The organism is Klebsiella huaxiensis (assembly GCF_003261575.2).
Taxonomy (GTDB): domain Bacteria; phylum Pseudomonadota; class Gammaproteobacteria; order Enterobacterales; family Enterobacteriaceae; genus Klebsiella; species Klebsiella huaxiensis.
The window spans coordinates 3,003,921-3,023,653 of record NZ_CP036175.1; the positions used below are offsets into that span (position 1 = coordinate 3,003,921).

Sequence of the window (19,733 nt, forward strand, 5' to 3'; positions counted from 1 at the left end):
TTCTGAGACGACCCCTATGAGCGACATCGCCTCTTATCGCGTGGTTGACACCTCAACCAAGGACAAAAAGCTGACGAAGCAGGACCTTAACCGCATTTTCTGGAATATCCAGTCAATGTCATTCTCCTTTAACTATGAGAAGTTACAGACCATCGGCTTTGCTCACTGCATGATCCCGGTTCTCGAGCGGCTTTATGCCGATGCCGATCAGGCCACGCGCATTAAAGCCATGAAGCGCCATCTGGAGTTTTACAACTCGCAGGTGAATACCGGCGCGCTGATCATGGGCGTCACCGCCGCGCTCGAAGAAAAAACCACTGAAGAAGAAAAAGAAGCCGTTGTTTCGGTAAAAGCCGGGCTTATGGGGCCGCTTGCTGGTTTGGGCGACAGCTTGCTGAAATTTACCTGGTTGCCGATCTGCGGCAGTATTGGTGCGGCGTTTGCGCTCCAGGGAAATATTATCGGCCCTATTCTGATGTTTCTTCTGTTTAACATCGTCAACGTCGGCTCAAAGTATTTCTTTATCCACTACGGCTACAATAAAGGTGTCGATTTAATCGAACAGTCGAAAAACTCGAATATTATTCAGCGTATTTCCAACGTTGCCAACGTGGTCGGCGTCATGGTACTGGGGTCGCTAATTGCCACCACGGTGAAAGTATCAACGCCGCTGGTGATCGCTGTTGGGGAACAGTCGATCAAAGTGCAAGAGATGTTCGATAAAGTTATTCCCAATCTGCTCACTCTACTATTTGCTCTGGGTATCTTTTTCCTGGTCAAAAAGTTTAAAGGTAAACATACCGTCGCTCTTATCGTCGGCATGATGGTTATTGGGGTGATCTGCTCGACATTGGGAATCTTAAATTAAAGGGATTAAGCATGAATGAAATATTGCAGTTTTCAGTTATTCGCAAAAATCTAACGCAGCTTGAAATTCGCTTCTCACCATCGCTGGACAACGCCGCGCTTTACTGGACGCGGGAAAATAGTGTCAACACAACGGAACGCCAGCTTATTACCGACTGTGCTGTCGACGCGGTGTATTTGGATGACCCTTTGCAGGCAGAGCAACGTATCTATTTTATTCTTGAGCATGCGGGAAAATCCTGGCTGTTTGCCGAAAGAACCCTACCGGTATCCGGCATCAATAATTTCAGGGACATGGGCGGCTATATCGGCGCGGAGGGGAAAAGGGTTAAATGGGGCATGTTCTACCGCTCCAACCATTTGCACAATCTGCACCCTCAGGCCCGGACCTATCTGGAAGGCTTGCACGTTAAAACTATTATCGATTACCGCAGTGCCAATGAAATAGCTAAGAGCCCCAATTGCTCTATTGGTGAACATCAAACTTTTCACCTGGATGCTACAGCGCAAACCGCTGAGTTAGCCGCCCAGTTTGCCGCTGAACCGAGTAATGAGGATCGTGCCCTGATAGAAAGTGTGATAAGCGATATCCCTGGTGAATTAATTAATGGTCAGGGAGGCCAGGTTATTGAGCAGTATCGTAATTTCGTGGTCAGTGAGAAGTCAAAAAATGCTTTTAAGGCAATGGTTAATGTGCTGCTTGACCCCGGTAATACGCCGAATATTCAGCACTGTCGCGGTGGCAAGGATCGCACCGGCTATGGTGCCCTGCTGATTCTCTCCATGCTGGGCGTTTCTGAGCAGGACATTATTGCCGACTATATGCTCACTGGCGCTAACCGCCTGGAGCGCAACAACGTGAAAATGGCCGCCTATCGGCAGATTACCGATAATCAGGATGTTCTCGATTATTTACTTACGCTGATCGATACCCGCGAAGTGTTTATTGTTGAAGCACTAAATGCCATGAAGGCCATGTCTGGCAGTGTTAATGATTATATTAAAACTGAGCTGGGTTTTAGCGATGCTGACTTTAAAACAATGCAGGGAAATTATTTAGAATAAGTCCATCACGCGCTGATTGAAAATATAGGTATAAGTAAGCCTCCAGCGCCAGCATGGAGGCTTCTCTTTAGAACTCAATGCGGCCGCCGAAATTATAACGCCGCCCTTCGAGCATCGACGTTTGCCGATATGACGTGGTGTAAATCGGATTCACATTAAATAGATTGTAGATACCGCTCATCAGCGTAACGTGCTTATTCAGGTGATAACGCGCACCTAAATCAACCAGCGCATAGGCCTCTGTTGAACTGGATTTGCCGATATCCGGCGAATTACTACGCCAGCTCGCCTTGGTCCATAGTTCCAGATCGTTCGTCGTATTCCAGGTTAGTGATACGTTGGCCATGCTGCTTGGGAAATCACTCAGCGCATAACCCTTATAGTCACCGCTTTTCTGCTCACTGTGCGTATAGGTGTAGTTCACGTTGGCTTTCAGCGCAGCGGTAGCCTGCCAGTCGCCGTTCAGCTCCAGACCATAAATCTCCGCATCACCCACGTTAATGTATTGCGACACGGTGTCAGCGGTATAGCCATTGTATTGACACTGCTGGGTAGCAGAGGAAGTACAGATGGTGTGATCGCTGATTTTGTCCTTGAATTTGGTATGGAAGATGGTGGCATCCAGCGCCAGCGCATCTTTCTGCCAGTACACGCCCAGTTCGGTGTTGATACTCTGTTCCGGCTTCAGGTCATCATTACCAATACCGATTTCAGAATAGGGATAAGCACCATAGACGCTGGTAAAACCGGCATTATTCTGACGCAGGTCCGGCTTCTTATAACCCGCGGAAACACCCCCTTTCAGCGCCCAGACCTCATCGATAGCCCAGTTACCGTACAGCTTCGGCGTCACGTGATAGCCAAAATAACTATCATGATCCAGACGCGCCGAGGTCGTCAGCGTGAAGTCCGGCACAATCATCCACGCGTCTTCTGCAAATACCGCCCAACCGTGGCGGGTGATCTTGCTGACCGGGGTTACGCCAGGTGCCTGTTTGTCTTCTATGCCGAAGGTGTCATTCAGTTCATTGCGCGTAAAGTTCACGCCCAGCGTTAACTTGTGATCGGCCAGCGTAAAGGTGTTCGCACTATTGGCTTCGAAGTTATTCTGCTTAATAAACTGCGAATCCATGCCGGGCACGCGATACTCCGTGCGGGCTTTCTCGTAGCTGATAAAGTTCTTCACTTCTACGAGGTCATCGCCGTACCAGGCGTGCTGTGAAAGTGAGGCCGCATCGCGGTCAAAGCCCCAGTACCACTGCTTATCGTTATGGGTTTTCTCCTGATTGCCTTTGGAGGCGTTCAGATCCCAAAGCTGAGTATCGGTGGGCGACATAGAAATCGTTGCATCCAGATTCCCTGCCTGATGTTTAACAAAACGTTCTTTGGTCGGACTATCATCATCGCGGCGGTCAAGATAATCCGCCCCCACGCTCACCCCGAGCTTGCCCGGGATCACCGGCCCCATAAAGAAAGCGTTGGTCTGGTTGGTATTACCGTATTCGCTTTTCTCCTGCAGGAAGTAATTATCCTCCAGCACTCCCGTCCATTTATCGAGGTTGTAAGCCTTCTTGGTGATGACGTTAACCACGCCGCCGATGGAGTCCGAACCATACAGCGAAGACATCGGCCCGCGAATCACCTCAACCCGTTCGATAGCGGCCAGCGGCGGCATAAAGGCCGCCTCAGTCCCGATATGGTGTCCGTAAGGCCGGGATTCGCGGGTAGACTGCTTGATGCCGTTGACCATAAACGAGGTATACGACGAATCCATACCGCGCATCTGCACATCGCCGGTTGCCAGGCTGCCGTGACCGTTGCCCACCAGCACACCCGGCATTTCGCGAATGGCTTCCGTCACGTTCTGATTCGAACGGGTATTCAGCGCTTTCTCATCGAGCACCGAGATCGTCGCGGGTGCCTCGCGTCTCTCCTGGCTGAATCCGGTGGCGGTCACCACCATCTGCTCTTCGTTGATGGGCGTGCTGTCTGCTGCGTAAACGGCCGCTGACAGATTGGCGAAGGCGAGCGCAATCGCCACGTCCATGCGTGTCTTAATCGTCACAAAAAAGTCCTTAGAATTTGGTTAGATCAATCTTGAGAACGTAGTCAGCCTGGTCGGTTTTTTCGTCCTGCTTGACGCTGGCATAAAGCGTTCTGCCATCCGCAGAAAGCACCAGGCTGTTGGGCATGGCCGCCGTTTTGATAGTGTGTTTGACACCGTTGGTTTTCGCGTCGATCACGCTAATCGAGCGGTCGTTGCGATGGGTAACGTAGATCTCATTGCGTGCGGCGTTATACAGCACCGCGATCGAGTTAGGTGTGGCAATACGCTGAACCAGCTTGCCGGAGTCCAGTTGCACCACCAGCACATCGCGGGTATTGGTATCAGCGATGTACCCGACTCCCGCAGCGCTATTCAGGGCGATGTTCAGGAAATAATGCTCAGTTTCAGCTGGATCAACCTTCACGCGGGAAAGCAGTTTCGATGTTTTGCCATCAAGGGTAACCAGCTCCCCATTACCGGTGACCACATAAACTTTCTCACCCGCGGCATCCACAGCAAAACCCACCGGCTCGATTTTGCCGATCGTTTCCAGCAACTGTTGTTTACGCGTATCGACGACCCAAAGCAGGCCTTTGTCTTTACGTCCAATCCCGGAAACATACAGGCGCTGATTCTGCTTATCGAGCACGACTTCACGAACGTGAGCCTTTTTATCAGGATCCGAATCATCGCTTAGCTGAATAGTTTTAATCACTTTGTTGGTCAGCGTATCCAGAAGCGTGACTGAACCGTCCATGGCGTTACCCAAATACAGGATATGATTTTCTTCATCCAGAGAGAGCGCAAAGGTACGCCGCTCGGTGGCTATCTTCTCATTAATCTGCAAGGAGTCGGCGGCCAGGCGAAATACCACGCCGGCCGTTTTATCTTTCTCAAAGGAGGGTGCCGAGGCGGCAAAGATCGTCTTCTGACCGTTATCATAGGCCAGCTCATAAACCCCATGACCCAATGGCTGTGAGCGGAAATCCTTCTCGCTGAAATCCTTTGCCGATGCAGAGAGAACATGAAGAGAAAGCGAAACGGCCAGCGCGCAGAGCGTGGCTCTCTTTACAGATGCAGTAGACATGTAATTTTTCTTTACAGTAGTTTACGGAATGCAAACAATAATGAAAACGAATATCATTTGCAATTGAGAGATCCTCCATATTCCCTACCAAATTTTGTGTTGTAATCAAAGCGGCAGCGGTTTACACGTGCGCTGAAAGGTTACAGGTCACGCAGAGGATTAACTACATAACTTGCTGTAATATCCGGACTAATTCCGCCAGACTCCCCGCCTGCATCTTCTCCATCACTCTTGCCCGATGCACCTCTACCGTACGCACAGCAATGTTCATCATCTCCGCAATCTCCCGATTCATCAGCCCTTTCACCACCAGCAGAGCCAGTTCACGCTCTTTGGGCGTCAGTTGCTGATAGCTGGCCACAATTTTCTGCCGCAAGAATGCCTCGCCGGAGACCACCAGCGCACGATCCAGTGCGGTTTGCAGCGGCTGGGCAGAAACCGGTTTTTGCAGAAAATCCACCGCCCCGCGCTTCATCTGCTCTACCGCCATTGGTACGTCGCCATGCCCGGTCAGAAACACCACCGCCAGCGTACTGTCACGCTGACGCAGCGCCTCATGAACGCCCTGACCGTCAAGCACCGGCATTCGCATATCCAACAGCACCACGCCGGTCTGATAGAGGTCGGCCTGGGCCAGAAATGTTTCCCCCTCTTCCCAGCACAACGCTTCATAACCCAGGCTTTCCAGCAGAAATGCGCATGCGCTGGTGACCGCCAGATCATCATCCAGCAGATGAATTATCGCCATGGCCTCTCTTGTCCTCTTGTTGCGAAAAACTCAGCATGACGGCAATGCCGTTTTGCCCGTCAGGTGCGGCTCGGTTGATGATGTTGATCTCCCCCCGGGCGAAGCGCACCAGACGCTGACAAATCACTAATCCCAGCCCCATCCCCTCTTTCCGACGGGTTTTAAAAGGCTGAAATACCTGACTCAGTTGCGCATCATCAATACCGCCGCCGTTGTCCTGCAAGGTGATACTGACGACACCGGGTTTCCGGACGGCGCTGATCCACAGCATTTTCGCCCCCGCCTGCGCTGCGTTGAGGATCAGATTCGCCAGCACCTGCTCAAGCAGTACCGGCGGCAATACGAGCGTCACTGAACGATCGACATCGCTATTCAGCAGCAGTTGGGGAAATTGCTGCGGCACGCGCAGCCACTGCCAGACATGGTCAATCGCCTGGCGAACGCTAATCTGTTCCCACTCATTCGCCAGAATGGGCTCCCCTTGCGCCTGACTGACCCAGTGGCGCAGATTACGTAACGTATCCGCCCCGCGCTGGGCCTGATGGTCAATATGCTCCAGCGCGGGCAGCAACGGATGCTGCAGATCCTGTTTCTGCAAACGGATCGTACACCCTTGCGCATAATGGCGGATGGCTGACAGCGGTTGATTCAGTTCGTGGGCGAAGCCCGAGGTCATTTCACCCAGGACGCTCATCTGCCTTGCCGTTTCCAGGGCCTGCTCCTGCTCGCGCAACTGCACGGCGTTACGTTCCAACTGCCTGCCGCGCCGTCGCACCAGCAGCATCACCCAGATATAGTTTAGCGTCAGCAGCAACAGGGACAGCACGGTTCCGCCCACGATGAACCGGTGCTGGATCAGCCAGCTTTTAACATCCAGCCACAGCCGCCGCTGCTGGGGATGCTGCCGGACCTCGCGCAGAAGCGCTTCTACCTGGCTGGTCGAGGCCGACGCGCCCCAGTGAAAAGCGGCATCCTCCGGTGCATTAAACAATGCACGGGTCACCCGATCGGCCAGCGCATCGCTGACTTCGGGAAGCGCCGCAAACGACCAGTCGGGATATAGCGGCGTACTGGTCAGGCAAGGAATGACCGCAGGACGGCGAATAACCGCCACAAAATCGGCTTTATTCACCAGCCCTTCGTCGGCCATTTTTTCCAGCAGGCAGACCGGCACAATCGCCGCCTGCACCACCTGTTCGCGCAGCAGATAGATCAGCGCATCGGCGGGAAAGCCGGTAAAACGCAGATGGAGGTCGCGCTTCGGCCTCAGCCCGGCATCGCTAAGCGCCTTCACTCCCAGCAAATAACCGCCGAAAGCCTGGGGATCGATGGCACCTACCGTCTTGCCGATCAGGTCGCTCGCTGACGAAATACCGCTATTGCGACGCGTTAAAATCACGCTGCCTATCACGTTGCCCGTTCCGGGCGATGAGCGTAAAGACGCCAGCCAGCGCAGCGGAGAGTGGCTATTCAACTGCACAAACTGCGCCGGATTAGTCACCACAAACTGCACGGAACCCTTATTCACCGCTTCCTGCATCTGCTGTAGATCCAGCGGCTGAATATGAAACTGCTGATCCGGTAACTGTTGGTTGAGTGTGGCTTCCAGCGGCTGCCAGTGGCTGCGGGTAAAAACCTCGCCCCGCATCGCCAGAACGCCGATATTCCATGAGTCCGCCCATGCCTGAGCATTGAGCAGTAATGCCGATGCCAGCAGCGCCAGACGTCGCCGTTTTTTTGCTCTCACCCGATTATCCCTGTTCATTATGTTGTTTTAGATCAACAACCCGCCGGGTATGTGGTTAACCACAATAGAGCTACCCCCGCCACGATTTTTACACTGTAAATCATCAACATTCTTTATTCATCACACGCAAACCAACGACGTGACAAATGTTTAGTTGTTGCCGCGTGAGGGAGAAAAAATGGACAGCAGTAAACGACAGTTTCTGGCGCAGCTGGGCGTTCTCAGCGCTGGCGCGTCTCTGGTTCCGCTGGCGCAGGCGAAATTCCCCTTTTCGCCGGAGCGCCGTGAAGGTTCCCCTCGCCACCGCTACGCGATGCTCGTCGATCTGCGCCGCTGTATCGGTTGTCAGGCCTGCACCGTCAGCTGTGCGATAGAAAATCAGACGCCGCAGGGGGAGTTTCGCACTCACGTCAACCAGTATCAGGTGCAGCTTGATGATGAGGTGACCAACGTTCTGCTCCCGCGACTGTGTAACCACTGTGATAATCCGCCCTGCGTGCCGGTCTGCCCGGTACAGGCCACTTTTCAGCGTGAAGACGGCATTGTGGTGGTGGATAACACCCGCTGCGTGGGCTGCGCCTACTGCGTGCAGGCTTGTCCCTACGATGCACGTTTTATCAATCATGAGACACAGACCGCCGATAAATGCACTTTCTGCGTTCACCGTCTGGAAGCCGGGCTGCTCCCCGCCTGCGTGGAGTCCTGCGTTGGCGGCGCGCGCGTCATCGGTGATATCAACGATCGCCAGAGCCGCATTTCGCAGATGCTCGCCCTGAACCATGACGCCATCAAGGTACTGAAGCCGGAAAACGGCACCTTACCTCACGTTTTCTATCTCGGGCTGGATGAGGCGTTTGTGACGCCTCTGATGGGCCATGCTCAACCCGCACTCTGGCAGGAGATCTGAATGGCACACACATTGATCATCGAAGAGGTGCTGGCGCGTCCGCAGGAAGTGAGCTGGCTACCGTGGGCGGTGCAGTACTTCTTTTTTATCGGCATTGCCGCCTGCGCCGCGCTCTTTGGCTGCGCGCTCCACTGGCGTAAAAATCAGAACCCGAAGCTGGAAAACCTGACGCTGCTGATCGCCCTGACCTGCGCCATTACCGCCCCGCTGGCGCTGACGGCGGATCTGCATCAGACAGCTCGTTTCTGGCATTTCTACGCCTATCCCACGCCCTGGTCCTGGATGCCCTGGGGCGCGCTGTTCCTGCCGCTGTTCACGTTGTTTTTAGGCTTGTGGTTTGTGGCGCAGTGGGTCAAGCAGCTCTTCAATAAAAGTTACAGTGTCACCAAGTGGATTGCGCTTGCCAGTGCCCTCACGGCGGTTGGCCTGTTAGTCTATACAGGGCGTGAAGTTTCTGTGGTTCAGGCACGTCCGGTCTGGTTCAGCTATGCCTTCCCACTGGCGATGTTCTTTAGTGCACTGCAAACCTTTTTCGCCCTGCTGATTATGGCAACACGCGATGATTTTCCCCTTCAGCGACGCCTGGCACGGTGGCAGCTCTCGGCGCTGATTCTGCTGGCCGTGGTGGTGGTGATGTGGGTCAGCGGCGATACCCTGTCCGGCACCGCGATACGGCAATGGTTGGCGATCTCGTCCTCAGCCCGCCATTACGCACTCGGCTGGCTGACCTTCTGGCTGATTTCGCTGCTCTTTTGCACACAGGCGCTGCGCTGCCCGTTGCGGTTGCCGCTGCGCAGTTTGCTGGTCCTCAGCGCCATGGCGCTGTGCTGGTTAATGCGATGGACGCTGCTGATTCAGGTGCAGACCCTGCCGAAATTTAACGCCCAGTTCAACCCTTACACTCTGCCCGCCGGGACCGATGGCTGGCTGGCTATCCTCGGGACGTTTGGCCTGTGGATAGCGCTGCTTATTATCGTTAGTGAAACCGTGAACGGACTCGCAAGGAGAATGCAACATGGCTAATTTAACCCGTCGTCAGTGGCTTAAAGTCGGCCTTGCCGCAGGCGGAATAGCAACCTTCGCTCTGAGCTATCGTGATGTGGCAAAGCGCGCCATCGACGGCCTGCTTAACGGCACTTCCGGTAAAATCACCCGCGACCGGCTCTTCGGCAATGCCCTGATCCCGGAAGCTAATGCCAATACCGGATGGCGGCAAAATTCACAACAGGTCATCTCGATGACCCAATGTTTCGGCTGCTGGACGCAGTGCGGTGTACGGGTGAGAGTGGATAGCGAGAAAGGCAAAGTGCTGCGCATTGCGGGCAATCCCTATCATCCGCTTTCCCATGAACATCACATCGACTCGGCGGTGCCTTTTTCAGCCGCGATGGAACAGCTGGCAGGTGAAAATGGCCTTAATGGACGCTCAACCGCCTGTGCCCGCGGGGCGACGCTGCTGGAAGGGCTGTACAGCCCGCTGCGTATTCTTGAACCAATGAAACGCATGGGCAAACGCGGCGAAGGGAAATGGCAGCGCATCAGTTTTGAACAACTGGTAAAAGAGGTAGTGGAAGGCGGCGATCTGTTTGGTGAAGGGCACGTTGACGGCCTGCAGGCGATTTATTCCCTGACGACGCCCATCGATCCGCAGCATCCGGGGTTTGGTCCGAAATCCAACCAGCTGCTGGTCACCAATACCAGCGACGACGGGCGCGATACCTTTCTGCGCCGCTTTGCGCTGAACAGTTTCGGCAGCAAAAACTTCGGCGCCCACGGCTCGTACTGCGGACTGGCCTATCGTGCAGGTTCCGGGGCGTTAATGGGCGATCTGGATAAAAACCCGCACGTGAAACCCGACTGGGATAACGTCAAGTTTGCTCTGTTTATGGGGACCTCGCCCGCACAATCCGGTAACCCGTTTAAACGTCAGGCCAGACAGCTCGCCAGCGCCCGCCTGCGCGATGATTTTCAGTATGTGGTTGTCGCACCGGCACTGCCGCTTACCACGGTGATGGCTGACGATCGCGGACGCTGGCTGCCGGTGATCCCCGGGAGCGATTCGGCGCTGGCAATGGCGATGATTCGCTGGATTATCGAAAACCAGCGTTACAACGCTGACTATCTGGCAATACCGGGCGCGCAGGCAATGCAGCAGGCTGGTGAAAAAAGCTGGAGCAACGCCACCCATCTGGTGATTACCGATGAACTGCCGGAGCTTACCGGGCAGCATTTAACCCTTGCCCACCTGAACGCGAACGCTGCCAGCGAACTGGTGGTGGTCAGTGATAGCGGTGAACTTGTCGCCGCCAGCGATTGCCCCCGCGCAATGCTCTTTGTTACCCGCCAGCTTACGCTTGTCAGTGGGCAAACGGTCACGGTCAAAAGCAGCTTTCAGTTGCTGAAAGAGTCGGCTGAAAAGCTTACCCTCGCACAGTACAGCCAGCAGTGCGGCGTTCCGGAGAAGAAAATAGTCGCCCTGGCGCAGGCGTTCACCGCTCACGGACGCCAGGCCGCCGTGATCACCCACGGTGGGATGATGGCCGGGAACGGTTTTTATAACGCCTGGGCGGTGATGATGCTTAACGCGCTGATCGGCAATCTCAGCCTGCAAGGCGGTGTGTTCGTCGGCGGCGGCAAGTTTAACGGCGCGACCGACGGTCCTCGTTACAACATGGAGAGCTTCCCCGGCAAAGTGAAGCCAAAGGGGCTGAGCATCGCGCGCAGTAAAACCGCATATGAGTCCTCGGAAGAGTATCGCAACAAAGTGGCGGCGGGCGTTTCGCCCTTCCCGGCCAAAGCGCCGTGGTATCCGTTCGTTGCCGGGCAGTTGACCGAACTGCTTACCTCCGCGCTGGAGGGTTACCCCTATCCGCTGAAGGCGTGGATCTCCAATATGACCAACCCGCTGTACGGCGTTCCGGGACTCCGCGCGGTGGCTGAAGAGAAACTGAAAGATCCGCAACGCCTGCCGCTGTTTGTCGCCATCGATGCCTTTATGAACGAAACCACCGCGCTGGCTGACTATATCGTTCCGGATACTCACAACTTCGAAAGCTGGGGGTTCAGCGCCCCGTGGGCCGGTGTCGCCAGTAAAGCCACTACTGCCCGCTGGCCGATTGTCCCTTCCGCCACCGCCAGAACCGCTGACGGTGAGCCTGTGTCGATGGAGTCATTTTGTATCGCGGTGGCAAAGCGCCTGAATCTACCGGGGTTTGGTGACAACGCCATCACCGATGTTAAGGGTAACCGTCATCCGCTCAACCGGGCCGAAGACTATTATCTGCGTATGGCCGCTAATATTGCGTTTATGGGTAAAGGGTCGGTTGCCGAAGCCAACGCGGAGGATCTTACGCTAAGCGGTGTGCAGCGTATTTTGCCCGTTATTAGCCAGACCCTGAAAGCGGATGAAGTCCGCCGTGTGGCCTTTATCTATTCGCGCGGCGGGCGCTTCGCCCCCGATAAAAGCGGGCGGACTGATGGTCGCGTCGGCAACCAGTGGGAAAAACCGCTGCAAATCTGGAATGCGCAGGTGGCGGCACATCGCCACGCCATCACCGGCGAGCGCTACAGTGGCTGTCCGGCATGGTACCCGGCCAGATTGTCTGACGGACGTTCGGTAGATGAACTTTTTCCAGCGCAGCAGTGGCCGCTAAAACTGATCTCGTTTAAATCCAACACCATGGCCAGCGCCTCGACAGTGATCCCGCGCTTGCATCACCTTAAGCCGACAAACCTGGTGGCGCTGAATCCGCAGGACGGCAACCGTTACGGGGTGAGTCACGGCGACAGAGTACGTATTTCAACACCCGGCGGCCAGGTCGAAGCCGAAATCAGTCTGTTAAGCGGCGTGATGCCCGGCGTTATTGCCATTGAGCACGGCTACGGGCATAGGGAAATGGGCGCGGCTCAGCACACGCTCGACGGCGAAGCGCTGCCGTTTGCAGCGCAGATAAAATCCGGTATTAACCTTAACGATCTGGGATTTGCCGATCCGACGCGCGAGGTCAGTAACACCTGGCTGGACTGGGTCTCCGGCGCTGCGGTGCGCCAGGGGCTACCGGCGAGGATTGAGCGGGTGTAGCGCTCTTCCTGCGGCAACGTGAGGGGCGCATGTGAGACCGGTACTTTGCTGTTTGTCCTGAAAACGTAGAGGGTTTAAACACGGAGGTTTCTGGCCTTCCGTCGATGAACTTCTTGCCGGGTATGATATTGCCGCCATGCCTTTCAGCGCGCGCTTGCAGCTGTTTATCGATAAGATCATTGATGCCTTGCGTGCTCGTCCGCTGACGCAGGAAATCCTGGCGATGGAAGTCAGCAGCCCTAATGTACTGACAGAGATCCTCAACGTTTCGCTGGAGCGCTGGGGGCTGGATGTTAAAGTACGGCTGGCGGAAGGCTATCCGGGTGATGTTGAGAAGCTGAATATCATCATTACCACCCTGTTTGCGGGAATACAGTATTTTATGCTGAAGTCGAGAAGCCCCCCACCTTTGGTGGCATCGCCATTCAGGAGGATGAGGGGTGGAAATCGATTAAAGAAAGTCTCAACTGGCTATGCGAAAAAATAGTGGATGAACCCGCGCAACGATAACCGATTGTCACATTGACACCAGAGATTCATTCAGCTTCCAACTGCCCCACCTCCAGTGCCTGCGCGAGGGTCATAAAATTCTGCGGGGTTTCGTCCAGATTTAGCTGCTGTAGCAGATCGTTCAGGTGCTCTCTCATCAGATCCTGGGCATGAGCTGAATCCCCGACCTTCAGCGCGGTAATGATATTGCTGTGCTCGTCGCACTGACAGTGGGTGGTTACGTCCTGCTGATATAGCATCACTATTAGCGAACTCAGCACCATTAAATTGTTCAGGATATCGCGCAGCACGTCGTTATCGGCGATCCGCGCCATCAGCTCATGAAACGCGCCCAGCTCATAGACAATGCGCCGTCGGTCCTGAGCGTGCAGCGACTGGTGTTCGTTATGCTGTTGGCTGGCAATCTCTTCGGCGAAAAGCGCCATTTTTTCCGGCGTGATGCAGGAAATAATCGCGCACTCGATGGCATTACGAGCAATAAATACCTCGCGAGCCTGCTTTGCCGTTGGCCGGGCCACCATCGCGCCATAGTTAGGTTCGATAGTGACAATCCCCTGACCCGCCATGCGCTGTAGCGCCGTTTGTACATGATTACGGTTTGCCTGCAGCGCCTCGACGATTTGCGCCTCAATTAAGCGCGTTCCCGGACGTAACTTATGCTGCCCGATAGCCTGGGTGAGCGATTCCACTACCCGGTTAACTTCACGCTGCTTTGGCGTCAGTTTTTCACTCATTACGTTCTCTACCTTGATTTACTCTCTGGCCCAGACTCTTTTTCCACGAAAATAGACTGCCTCAACGGCAGGCAAACGCGCAACAACTTGTGCCGAACAGGCAGCATTTAGCAAAATAAAACTGGCTTCATCGTTCACTTCCGGCCAGGCCATATCGCCGCTGTCGCTAAGCGGCAGGCAATGACCGGTGGCTATAGCCAGCGCCCGGCTCAGCTCAAACTCCGTACCGCGCGTATACAGCCGCGCCCAATCATGCGCTTTCGCCAGCATACTGGCAGAACCAAACGGCGACCAATGATCGATAACGCTATCGGTGCCGCTTAACAGGCGCACACCGCGTTCGCGTAAATAGGGCAGCGGCATCACGTCCGTGCCCAACGGCAGACAGCTCGCCAGCGAAACATCAAGCTCCACCATCCGCCCGGCCAGTTCGCTCAGTTCCGCACGTTCGACTTGCGCCAGGCAGTAGGCGTGGCTCAACGTCAGTTTGCCGCGCAGCGTCGGCTCCCGTTCTAGCGCATTCAGTAAATAGCGGATGCAGGCAATGCCGGTCGATTTATCTTCATGCAGGTGGTAATCAATGCCCTTACCCGCTTCAACGGCTAGCGTCAGCGTCGCTTCCAGCGAACGGACCATATCACCATCCACTTTTGACGGATCCAAACCACCGACCCATTCACAGCCCAGCGCCAGCGCTTCACGCATCAGCGACAGTGACCCCGAACGCAGCAGGCCATGCTGCGGAAAGGCCACGATCTCGCACTGCAGCCGCTCTCGCCAGGGGGCCAGCGCCTCCAGCAAATGTCGCAGGCTTTGCAAACCGCTGACCGGCTCGATATTGCAATGACTGCGAACGTACGTCGTGCCCTGCTGCTGTAATAGCTGCAATAGCGCATGCGTGCGCTGCACCGAGGTGGGCAGCAGCGTCGGGAGTATCTCTTGCTCAAGAGCGATCATCGCAAAAATATCCTGCGCTCCGTTCTCCCGCGCCGCACGCCAGGGGCCGCCATAAAAGGTTTTATCCAGATGAATATGTTCATCGCGGGTGGCGGGAAGCATCAGATACCCTTGGGCATCCTGCCAGGCGACGCCCGGCAGACGCTGGATTCCGGCATAGATAGCGTGGATCCTACCGTCCACGATATCAAGGGTAAACTCCGCGCATTCGGTGCCCTGCACCACGCCCTGACGGCGGATAAACCCCTGCTCCAGACGGACGTTCGTCAATAAATAGCGTTCACTCATCGGCGTTTCCCCGGCGGCAAAGCGGAAAAGTCGGCGGCACAATCTCCGCCAGCGGCGGATGGTTAACCGTCCGTTCTGGGTAGCTGTCCAGAATATGGCGGAATACATGCTGCGACTGAGCATGCAGTTCTGCGAGATCGTAACCGGCCTGCACCATACGTCCTTCCCAGTAGACCTTGCGGCCGGCCACGATTGTGCCGGTAACATCGCGCCCATTACCACTCAATACCAGCGCGGCGATAGGGTCGAATATCTGGCCCAGCGCGGGCTGATCGAGGTTGACTACCACCATATCCGCCTGGCAGCCCGGCGCGAGCCGCCCCAAATCATCGCGCCCCAGCGCCTGCGCCCCGCCAATTGTCGCCATACGATAATAATCCGCACTGCTGGCGGCGGCGATATCGCCGGTCACCACCCGGCTCAGGATCACGCCGAGATGCATATTGCTGAACATATCCGGCGGGAAGGTATCGGTGCCAAGCGCCATATTGACGCCAGCCGCCTTAAGCTGCGGATACTGTTCGAGATATTTTGCATGGCGACCGGAAACCAGCGGACAGGAGACCACCGTCGCCCCGGAATGGGCCAGCCGCGTAATATCCTGCGCAATCCGCTGCGGCGTGGGCTGCGCGCCGCCCAAAAACTGGCCATGCGGCAGCAGCATGTGGCGGTTGAGCAGTCCGGCGTCGTCGAGCACTTCCAACGAGCTCTTGCCCCGGTAGCGACTGGCGATTTCCTGGACTTCCATCTCACTCTGACAGCAATGCAGGCGGGTGGGACAGGCAAGTTCCGCCACCAGCGCCGACAGTTCGTCAAGCCACTGCGGGTCACCGCCTTCAATTCGGTCCGGTGCCAGCATGCCGCTTAACGTTGGTACGCCGCGCTGGCGCAGGCGCTGGAAAAAACGCTGCGCGTCTTCAAGGCCGCGACGGGCCTGCCCTCTGTCTTCGCGGCGGCTAAAATTCCCTGCGGCATCGGTAACATAATAGCCGGACATAAACGCCGGGCCGAGCCAGGCGCGCGCACCGAGAGACTCAGCAACGTCTGCCGCATAAAGGTACTCGTCGACACCCTCCGCCCATTGGCGGTAGAGGATCGAGGTTATCGGCGCAAAGCTGGTGATCCCGTTGCGCAGCAACTGGCTGTAGGCGTAACGCTTGGCGAAATCGAGTTGTTCACGGGTATAAAGATCGCGCCGCTGCCAGTCATCGGCGACGATCCGCCCTTTCCGCCAGCCGGGCTGGTTATCGAAAGCCAGCACGGTGGTGTCTAAATCACCCAGCGCATCGAGGTCGATAAAACCTGGGCTAACCAGGCTGTTGCCCGCGTTGATCTCTTCATCGATCAGGCCCGGATAATCGTGGCCAACAAAGAGAATTTTATCACCCTGATAGACCACTTCGCCGTCGGCATACAGGCAATGATCGCCCTCTCGGTAACCCACGACCCAGGCGGCGCGAATACGCGTTGTTGTCTCAGTCATTAGAAAAGGCACTCCCCGTTGTCCGCCACCAGCACGCCGCCTTTAAACACCTTCCGCTCGCGCGGGACCTCCACCAGCGCTTCCACCATACTGCGACCGGGGATCAGCACCAGATCGGCGCGGCAGCCGGGCGTAAGTCCATAATGGTTGAGCGCCATCACCCGCGCGCCGCCGTGGGTAATGCTCTGCGCCGCACGCAAAATCTCGCTATCTTTACGCCAGCGGTAGCGTAGGCCCATCGTGACCGCCCGCTGGATCATGTCGCCGTTGCCATAGGGACTCCAGGTATCGCGTACGCCGTCGTTTCCGGCGCAAACCGCCACCCCGGCGGCGTCAAGAAGCTCCCACGGCGGGACAGCAATATCGGCAGGAGCGGTCGTAGCCACGCTGACGCCCAGTTCCGCCATCTCCTCAGCAAAACGCTGCTGGCGGGCGGGCTCCACCATCCCCAGGCAAAAGCCGTGGCTGAGAGTCACCGCGTGCTGTTTCTGATAACGGCGGGTAAATTCCAGAATCAGTTCAAGACTGAATGCCCCCAGTTCGCCGCGTTCGTGCAGGTGAATATCAATTTTTTTATTGTGCCGACAGGCCAGTTCAAAAATGATTTGTAGGTGGCGCTGCGGGTCGCGGTCAAACGAGCACGGATCCAGCCCGCCAACCAGTTCAGCCCCCATTTCCAGCGCGCGGTCCAGCAAGGCTTCGCTGCCGGGGTTTTGCAAAATTCCGCTCTGCGGGAAGGCGACGATTTCAATATCGACCTGCTGCGCTAACCGTCGGCGGGTCTCCAGCACGCCTTCCAGATTCGCCAGGCCAATCTCATTATCAATATCGACATGGGTACGAATAAACGAAGTGCCTGCCGCAATGCCGCGCCGGGCGATCCGCTCGGACTGCACCTGCGCATCAGGTCTCTGTTCATGCCGATAGGCGCGTTCGTTGGCGATAATCGCCGCCAGATCGCGCGGGACGTCATTGCGATACCATTCGCGCCCCAGCAGGGTTTTGTCGAGATGAGCATGTCCATCCACCAGGCCGGGAAAGGCCTGATAGCCGCGACCGTCAATCACGGTAGCGAATTCAGGCGGCGCGAGCGCCTCCGCGCTGGCGACAATTTTCCCGTCCTCAAGCAGCAGGTCAACGGGAGACGAGGAATCAAAAGGCGTGACGTTTTTCAGCAAAATGGCGGTCATTTACGATACCTTCGCTAACGGAATAGAGGTGGAACAGGCCATCACTTCAATCGGGAAGTGACACTCCAGTTGATGATTTTCGCTGAGGCTATGTGCGGGCGGCATTGTCTGGTGGCACAGCGGTTTGGCATAGGGACAGCGTGGCGCGAAGGCACAGCCCGGCGGCGGAGACAGCGGGCTGGGCGCTTCACCGCGAATCGGTTCGCGGGCGCTGGCCGGGGCGTCAAACTGCGGAATCGCCGCCATCAGCATGCGCGTATAAGGGTGCGCCGGACGGGCGAAGATCTCTTCGACGCTGCCCTGCTCAACCAGCCTGCCAAGATACATCACTCCAACCCGGTCGGAGATATGCGAAATCACCGCCATATTGTGGCTGATAAAAAAGTAGGTCAGCCCATTCTCCCGTTGCAACTTGCGCATCAGGTTGAGCACCTGCGCCTGTACCGAGACGTCAAGCGCCGAGGTGGGTTCATCGCAAATCAGAAAACCCGGCTGCGTCGCCAGCGCGCGGGCAATAGAGATACGCTGGCGCTGGCCGCCGGAAAACTCATGCGGAAATTTATCCAGATCGCTCGCAGAAAGCCCGACCTGCTCCAGTAGCTCGCCACAGTACGCTCTGGCCTGGCGAGTGGTGCCGACCTTTTTCGCCAGCACCAGCGGTTCGGCCAGCGAGCGGGCGATGCGCCAACGCGGGTTGAGGCTAGCGTAGGGGTCCTGAAAGATCATTTGCGTGCCGCTTTGCCCTGTTGCATCGTCCATTTGCCCGCTGCGCCAGGCGTAATTTATCTCGCCGGACGAAGGCTGATAAAGCCCGGCCAGCGCGCGGGCGACGGTCGATTTTCCGCACCCTGATTCGCCCACGATACTGAACGTCTCCCCCTGACGAATCGCGAGGCTAATGCCGCGCACCGCGTGCAGCTCCTTTTTCGCCGCCGGGCGAAAGAGCGAGGTTTTTTTCTCGCGCCCAAGGCTAAAGCGAATATGCAGATCGCGAATGGTCACCACTTCAGGTGGCAGCCCCGATGGCTCGTTCATAACGATTCTCCTTGCGGATGGAAACAGGCCAACTGGGCCTCCTGTCGGTGATGCATCGAGGGCTGCTGCTCACGGCATTGTGCGCTGGCATGCGGGCAGCGGGGATTAAACGCGCAGCCCTGCGGCAGAGCATTGAGGCGCGGCATTGCGCCATCGATTTGCATCAGGTATTCGCGCCTTTCGTTCATTGACGGAATGGACTGAATCAGCCCGCGCGTATATGGGTGCTGAGGATGGCGAATCACATTGGCGACCGGCCCGGTTTCGACAATGCGCCCAGCGTACATCACCGCCACTCTGGAGCAGACCTCCGCCACCACCCCCATATCGTGCGTAATCAGCATTACTGCCGTTCCGTGCTGTTCGCATAACCGGCGCAGCACGCCCAGGACCTGCGCCTGTACCGACACATCCAGCGCCGTGGTGGGTTCATCGGCAATCACCAGCTGCGGGTCGACGCACAGCGCCAGCGCAATCACCACCCGTTGGCGCATCCCGCCGGAAAGCTGGTGCGGATACTGATCGATGCGCTGACGTGGGCTGTTGATCCCCACTTCCGTTAGCAGCGCGACCGCCCGCTCCCGCGCCTCGTCAGTCGACAAGGGAAGATGGGTACGGATGGTTTCAATTATCTGTTGTCCGATGGTCAGCACCGGGTTCAGGCTGGTAAGCGGGTCCTGAAAGATGCAACTGATCGCTTTACCCCGTAGCTGACGCCGGGCTTCATCGTCCAGATTATCGATACGCTTTTCGGCAAACCAGATTTCACCTGCGCGGATGCGTCCTGGGGTTTGCAGCAATCCGGCGATAGCCGCCCCGGTCAGGGATTTCCCCGCGCCCGATTCGCCCACCATGCCGAGGATCTCTCCCGGCTGCATCGCCAGCGTCAGATCGTGAATCGCCTGCAGGTTGCCTTTGCGGTGCAGGAATTCAATACTCAGATTTTTCACTTCCAGTAACGCCCGTGGAGAAGCCGTCATCGTCGTT

General features: G+C 56.4%; 16 protein-coding genes. 6 read left to right on the top strand and 10 right to left on the bottom strand.

The features are described from left to right. Positions 1-16 precede the first annotated feature (16 nt). On the top strand, positions 17-868 hold the full coding sequence (locus DA718_RS14430; RefSeq protein ID WP_112214922.1) for a PTS system mannose/fructose/sorbose family transporter subunit IID: 852 nt from the start codon (positions 17-19) through the stop codon (positions 866-868). Positions 869-879: 11 nt separating this feature from the next. Further along, positions 880-1,932 carry a tyrosine-protein phosphatase gene (locus tag DA718_RS14435; protein WP_112214923.1) on the top strand — a complete coding sequence of 351 codons (1,053 nt, stop codon included), beginning with the start codon at positions 880-882 and terminating at the stop codon, positions 1,930-1,932. Between the two features lie 67 nt (positions 1,933-1,999). Here the strand turns inward: DA718_RS14435 and DA718_RS14440 are convergent, their stop codons facing one another. The 4 genes from DA718_RS14440 to ttrS form a co-directional block, all read right to left on the bottom strand. Further along, positions 2,000-3,979 carry a TonB-dependent receptor domain-containing protein gene (locus DA718_RS14440; protein ID WP_407657798.1) on the bottom strand — a complete coding sequence of 660 codons (1,980 nt, stop codon included), beginning with the start codon at positions 3,977-3,979 and terminating at the stop codon, positions 2,000-2,002. A 28-nt stretch (positions 3,980-4,007) separates the two neighbouring features. Further along, on the bottom strand, positions 4,008-5,066 hold the full coding sequence (gene yncE, locus DA718_RS14445; RefSeq protein WP_112214925.1) for a 7-bladed beta-propeller protein YncE: 1,059 nt from the start codon (positions 5,064-5,066) through the stop codon (positions 4,008-4,010). 163 nt (positions 5,067-5,229) lie between these two features. Next, positions 5,230-5,814: a tetrathionate respiration response regulator TtrR gene (gene ttrR, locus DA718_RS14450; protein WP_112214926.1), complete on the bottom strand. Its 585-nt coding sequence runs from the start codon at positions 5,812-5,814 to the stop codon at positions 5,230-5,232. Next, on the bottom strand, positions 5,789-7,561 hold the full coding sequence (gene ttrS / locus DA718_RS14455) for a tetrathionate respiration histidine kinase TtrS (protein ID WP_112214927.1): 1,773 nt from the start codon (positions 7,559-7,561) through the stop codon (positions 5,789-5,791). The genes ttrR and ttrS overlap by 26 nt, the downstream gene beginning before the upstream one ends. Before the next feature lie 178 nt (positions 7,562-7,739). On the opposite strand from ttrS, the gene ttrB reads away from it, so the two are divergent. From ttrB to DA718_RS14475, 4 genes are all read left to right on the top strand, one after another. Next, entirely contained in the window at positions 7,740-8,468 is a 729-nt protein-coding gene (gene ttrB / locus DA718_RS14460; RefSeq protein ID WP_112214928.1) for a tetrathionate reductase subunit TtrB, read from the top strand. After that, positions 8,469-9,491, top strand: a complete 1,023-nt coding sequence (gene ttrC / locus DA718_RS14465; protein ID WP_112214929.1) for a tetrathionate reductase subunit TtrC — start codon at positions 8,469-8,471, stop codon at positions 9,489-9,491. Next, positions 9,484-12,549, top strand: coding sequence for a tetrathionate reductase subunit TtrA (ttrA, locus tag DA718_RS14470; RefSeq protein ID WP_112214930.1), 3,066 nt, complete (start codon positions 9,484-9,486; stop codon positions 12,547-12,549). Before ttrC ends, ttrA begins: the two co-directional genes overlap by 8 nt. 136 nt (positions 12,550-12,685) lie before the next feature. Further along, a complete protein-coding gene (locus DA718_RS14475) occupies positions 12,686-13,036 on the top strand; it encodes a hypothetical protein (RefSeq protein WP_112214931.1) in 351 nt (116 codons plus the stop codon). Between the two features lie 49 nt (positions 13,037-13,085). Here DA718_RS14475 and DA718_RS14480 read toward each other — a convergent pair whose 3' ends face one another. The 6 genes from DA718_RS14480 to DA718_RS14505 are packed head-to-tail and all read right to left on the bottom strand — an operon-like array spanning position 13,086 to position 19,726. Continuing rightward, the gene (locus DA718_RS14480; protein ID WP_112214932.1) at positions 13,086-13,793 is read right to left on the bottom strand and encodes a GntR family transcriptional regulator; all 708 of its coding nucleotides are present in this window, start codon (positions 13,791-13,793) and stop codon (positions 13,086-13,088) included. A gap of 18 nt (positions 13,794-13,811) precedes the next feature. Continuing rightward, complete coding sequence (locus DA718_RS14485) at positions 13,812-15,038, bottom strand: amidohydrolase (RefSeq protein ID WP_112214933.1); 1,227 nt, start codon at positions 15,036-15,038, stop codon at positions 13,812-13,814. Further along, positions 15,031-16,521: a chlorohydrolase family protein gene (locus DA718_RS14490; RefSeq protein ID WP_112214934.1), complete on the bottom strand. Its 1,491-nt coding sequence runs from the start codon at positions 16,519-16,521 to the stop codon at positions 15,031-15,033. Before DA718_RS14490 ends, DA718_RS14485 begins: the two co-directional genes overlap by 8 nt. Further along, positions 16,521-17,711, bottom strand: a complete 1,191-nt coding sequence (locus DA718_RS14495) for an amidohydrolase family protein (protein ID WP_112214935.1) — start codon at positions 17,709-17,711, stop codon at positions 16,521-16,523. Before DA718_RS14495 ends, DA718_RS14490 begins: the two co-directional genes overlap by 1 nt. Continuing rightward, positions 17,712-18,746, bottom strand: a complete 1,035-nt coding sequence (locus tag DA718_RS14500) for an ABC transporter ATP-binding protein (protein ID WP_112214936.1) — start codon at positions 18,744-18,746, stop codon at positions 17,712-17,714. Beyond that, a complete protein-coding gene (locus tag DA718_RS14505) occupies positions 18,743-19,726 on the bottom strand; it encodes an ABC transporter ATP-binding protein (RefSeq protein ID WP_112214937.1) in 984 nt (327 codons plus the stop codon). The genes DA718_RS14500 and DA718_RS14505 overlap by 4 nt, the downstream gene beginning before the upstream one ends. Positions 19,727-19,733 lie beyond the last annotated feature (7 nt).

Coding starts and splice junctions, on each gene's coding strand:
- DA718_RS14505 (WP_112214937.1), bottom strand. CDS start 19,726: ATGACGGCTTCTCCACGGGCGTTACTGGAAGTGAAAAATCTGAGTATT.
- DA718_RS14490 (WP_112214934.1), bottom strand. CDS start 16,521: ATGACTGAGACAACAACGCGTATTCGCGCCGCCTGGGTCGTGGGTTAC.
- ttrB (WP_112214928.1), top strand. CDS start 7,740: ATGGACAGCAGTAAACGACAGTTTCTGGCGCAGCTGGGCGTTCTCAGC.
- DA718_RS14480 (WP_112214932.1), bottom strand. CDS start 13,793: ATGAGTGAAAAACTGACGCCAAAGCAGCGTGAAGTTAACCGGGTAGTG.
- DA718_RS14440 (WP_407657798.1), bottom strand. CDS start 3,979: ATGGACGTGGCGATTGCGCTCGCCTTCGCCAATCTGTCAGCGGCCGTT.
- ttrC (WP_112214929.1), top strand. CDS start 8,469: ATGGCACACACATTGATCATCGAAGAGGTGCTGGCGCGTCCGCAGGAA.
- DA718_RS14500 (WP_112214936.1), bottom strand. CDS start 18,746: ATGAACGAGCCATCGGGGCTGCCACCTGAAGTGGTGACCATTCGCGAT.
- yncE (WP_112214925.1), bottom strand. CDS start 5,066: ATGTCTACTGCATCTGTAAAGAGAGCCACGCTCTGCGCGCTGGCCGTT.
- DA718_RS14495 (WP_112214935.1), bottom strand. CDS start 17,711: ATGACCGCCATTTTGCTGAAAAACGTCACGCCTTTTGATTCCTCGTCT.
- ttrA (WP_112214930.1), top strand. CDS start 9,484: ATGGCTAATTTAACCCGTCGTCAGTGGCTTAAAGTCGGCCTTGCCGCA.
- DA718_RS14435 (WP_112214923.1), top strand. CDS start 880: ATGAATGAAATATTGCAGTTTTCAGTTATTCGCAAAAATCTAACGCAG.
- ttrR (WP_112214926.1), bottom strand. CDS start 5,814: ATGGCGATAATTCATCTGCTGGATGATGATCTGGCGGTCACCAGCGCA.
- DA718_RS14475 (WP_112214931.1), top strand. CDS start 12,686: ATGCCTTTCAGCGCGCGCTTGCAGCTGTTTATCGATAAGATCATTGAT.
- DA718_RS14485 (WP_112214933.1), bottom strand. CDS start 15,038: ATGAGTGAACGCTATTTATTGACGAACGTCCGTCTGGAGCAGGGGTTT.
- DA718_RS14430 (WP_112214922.1), top strand. CDS start 17: ATGAGCGACATCGCCTCTTATCGCGTGGTTGACACCTCAACCAAGGAC.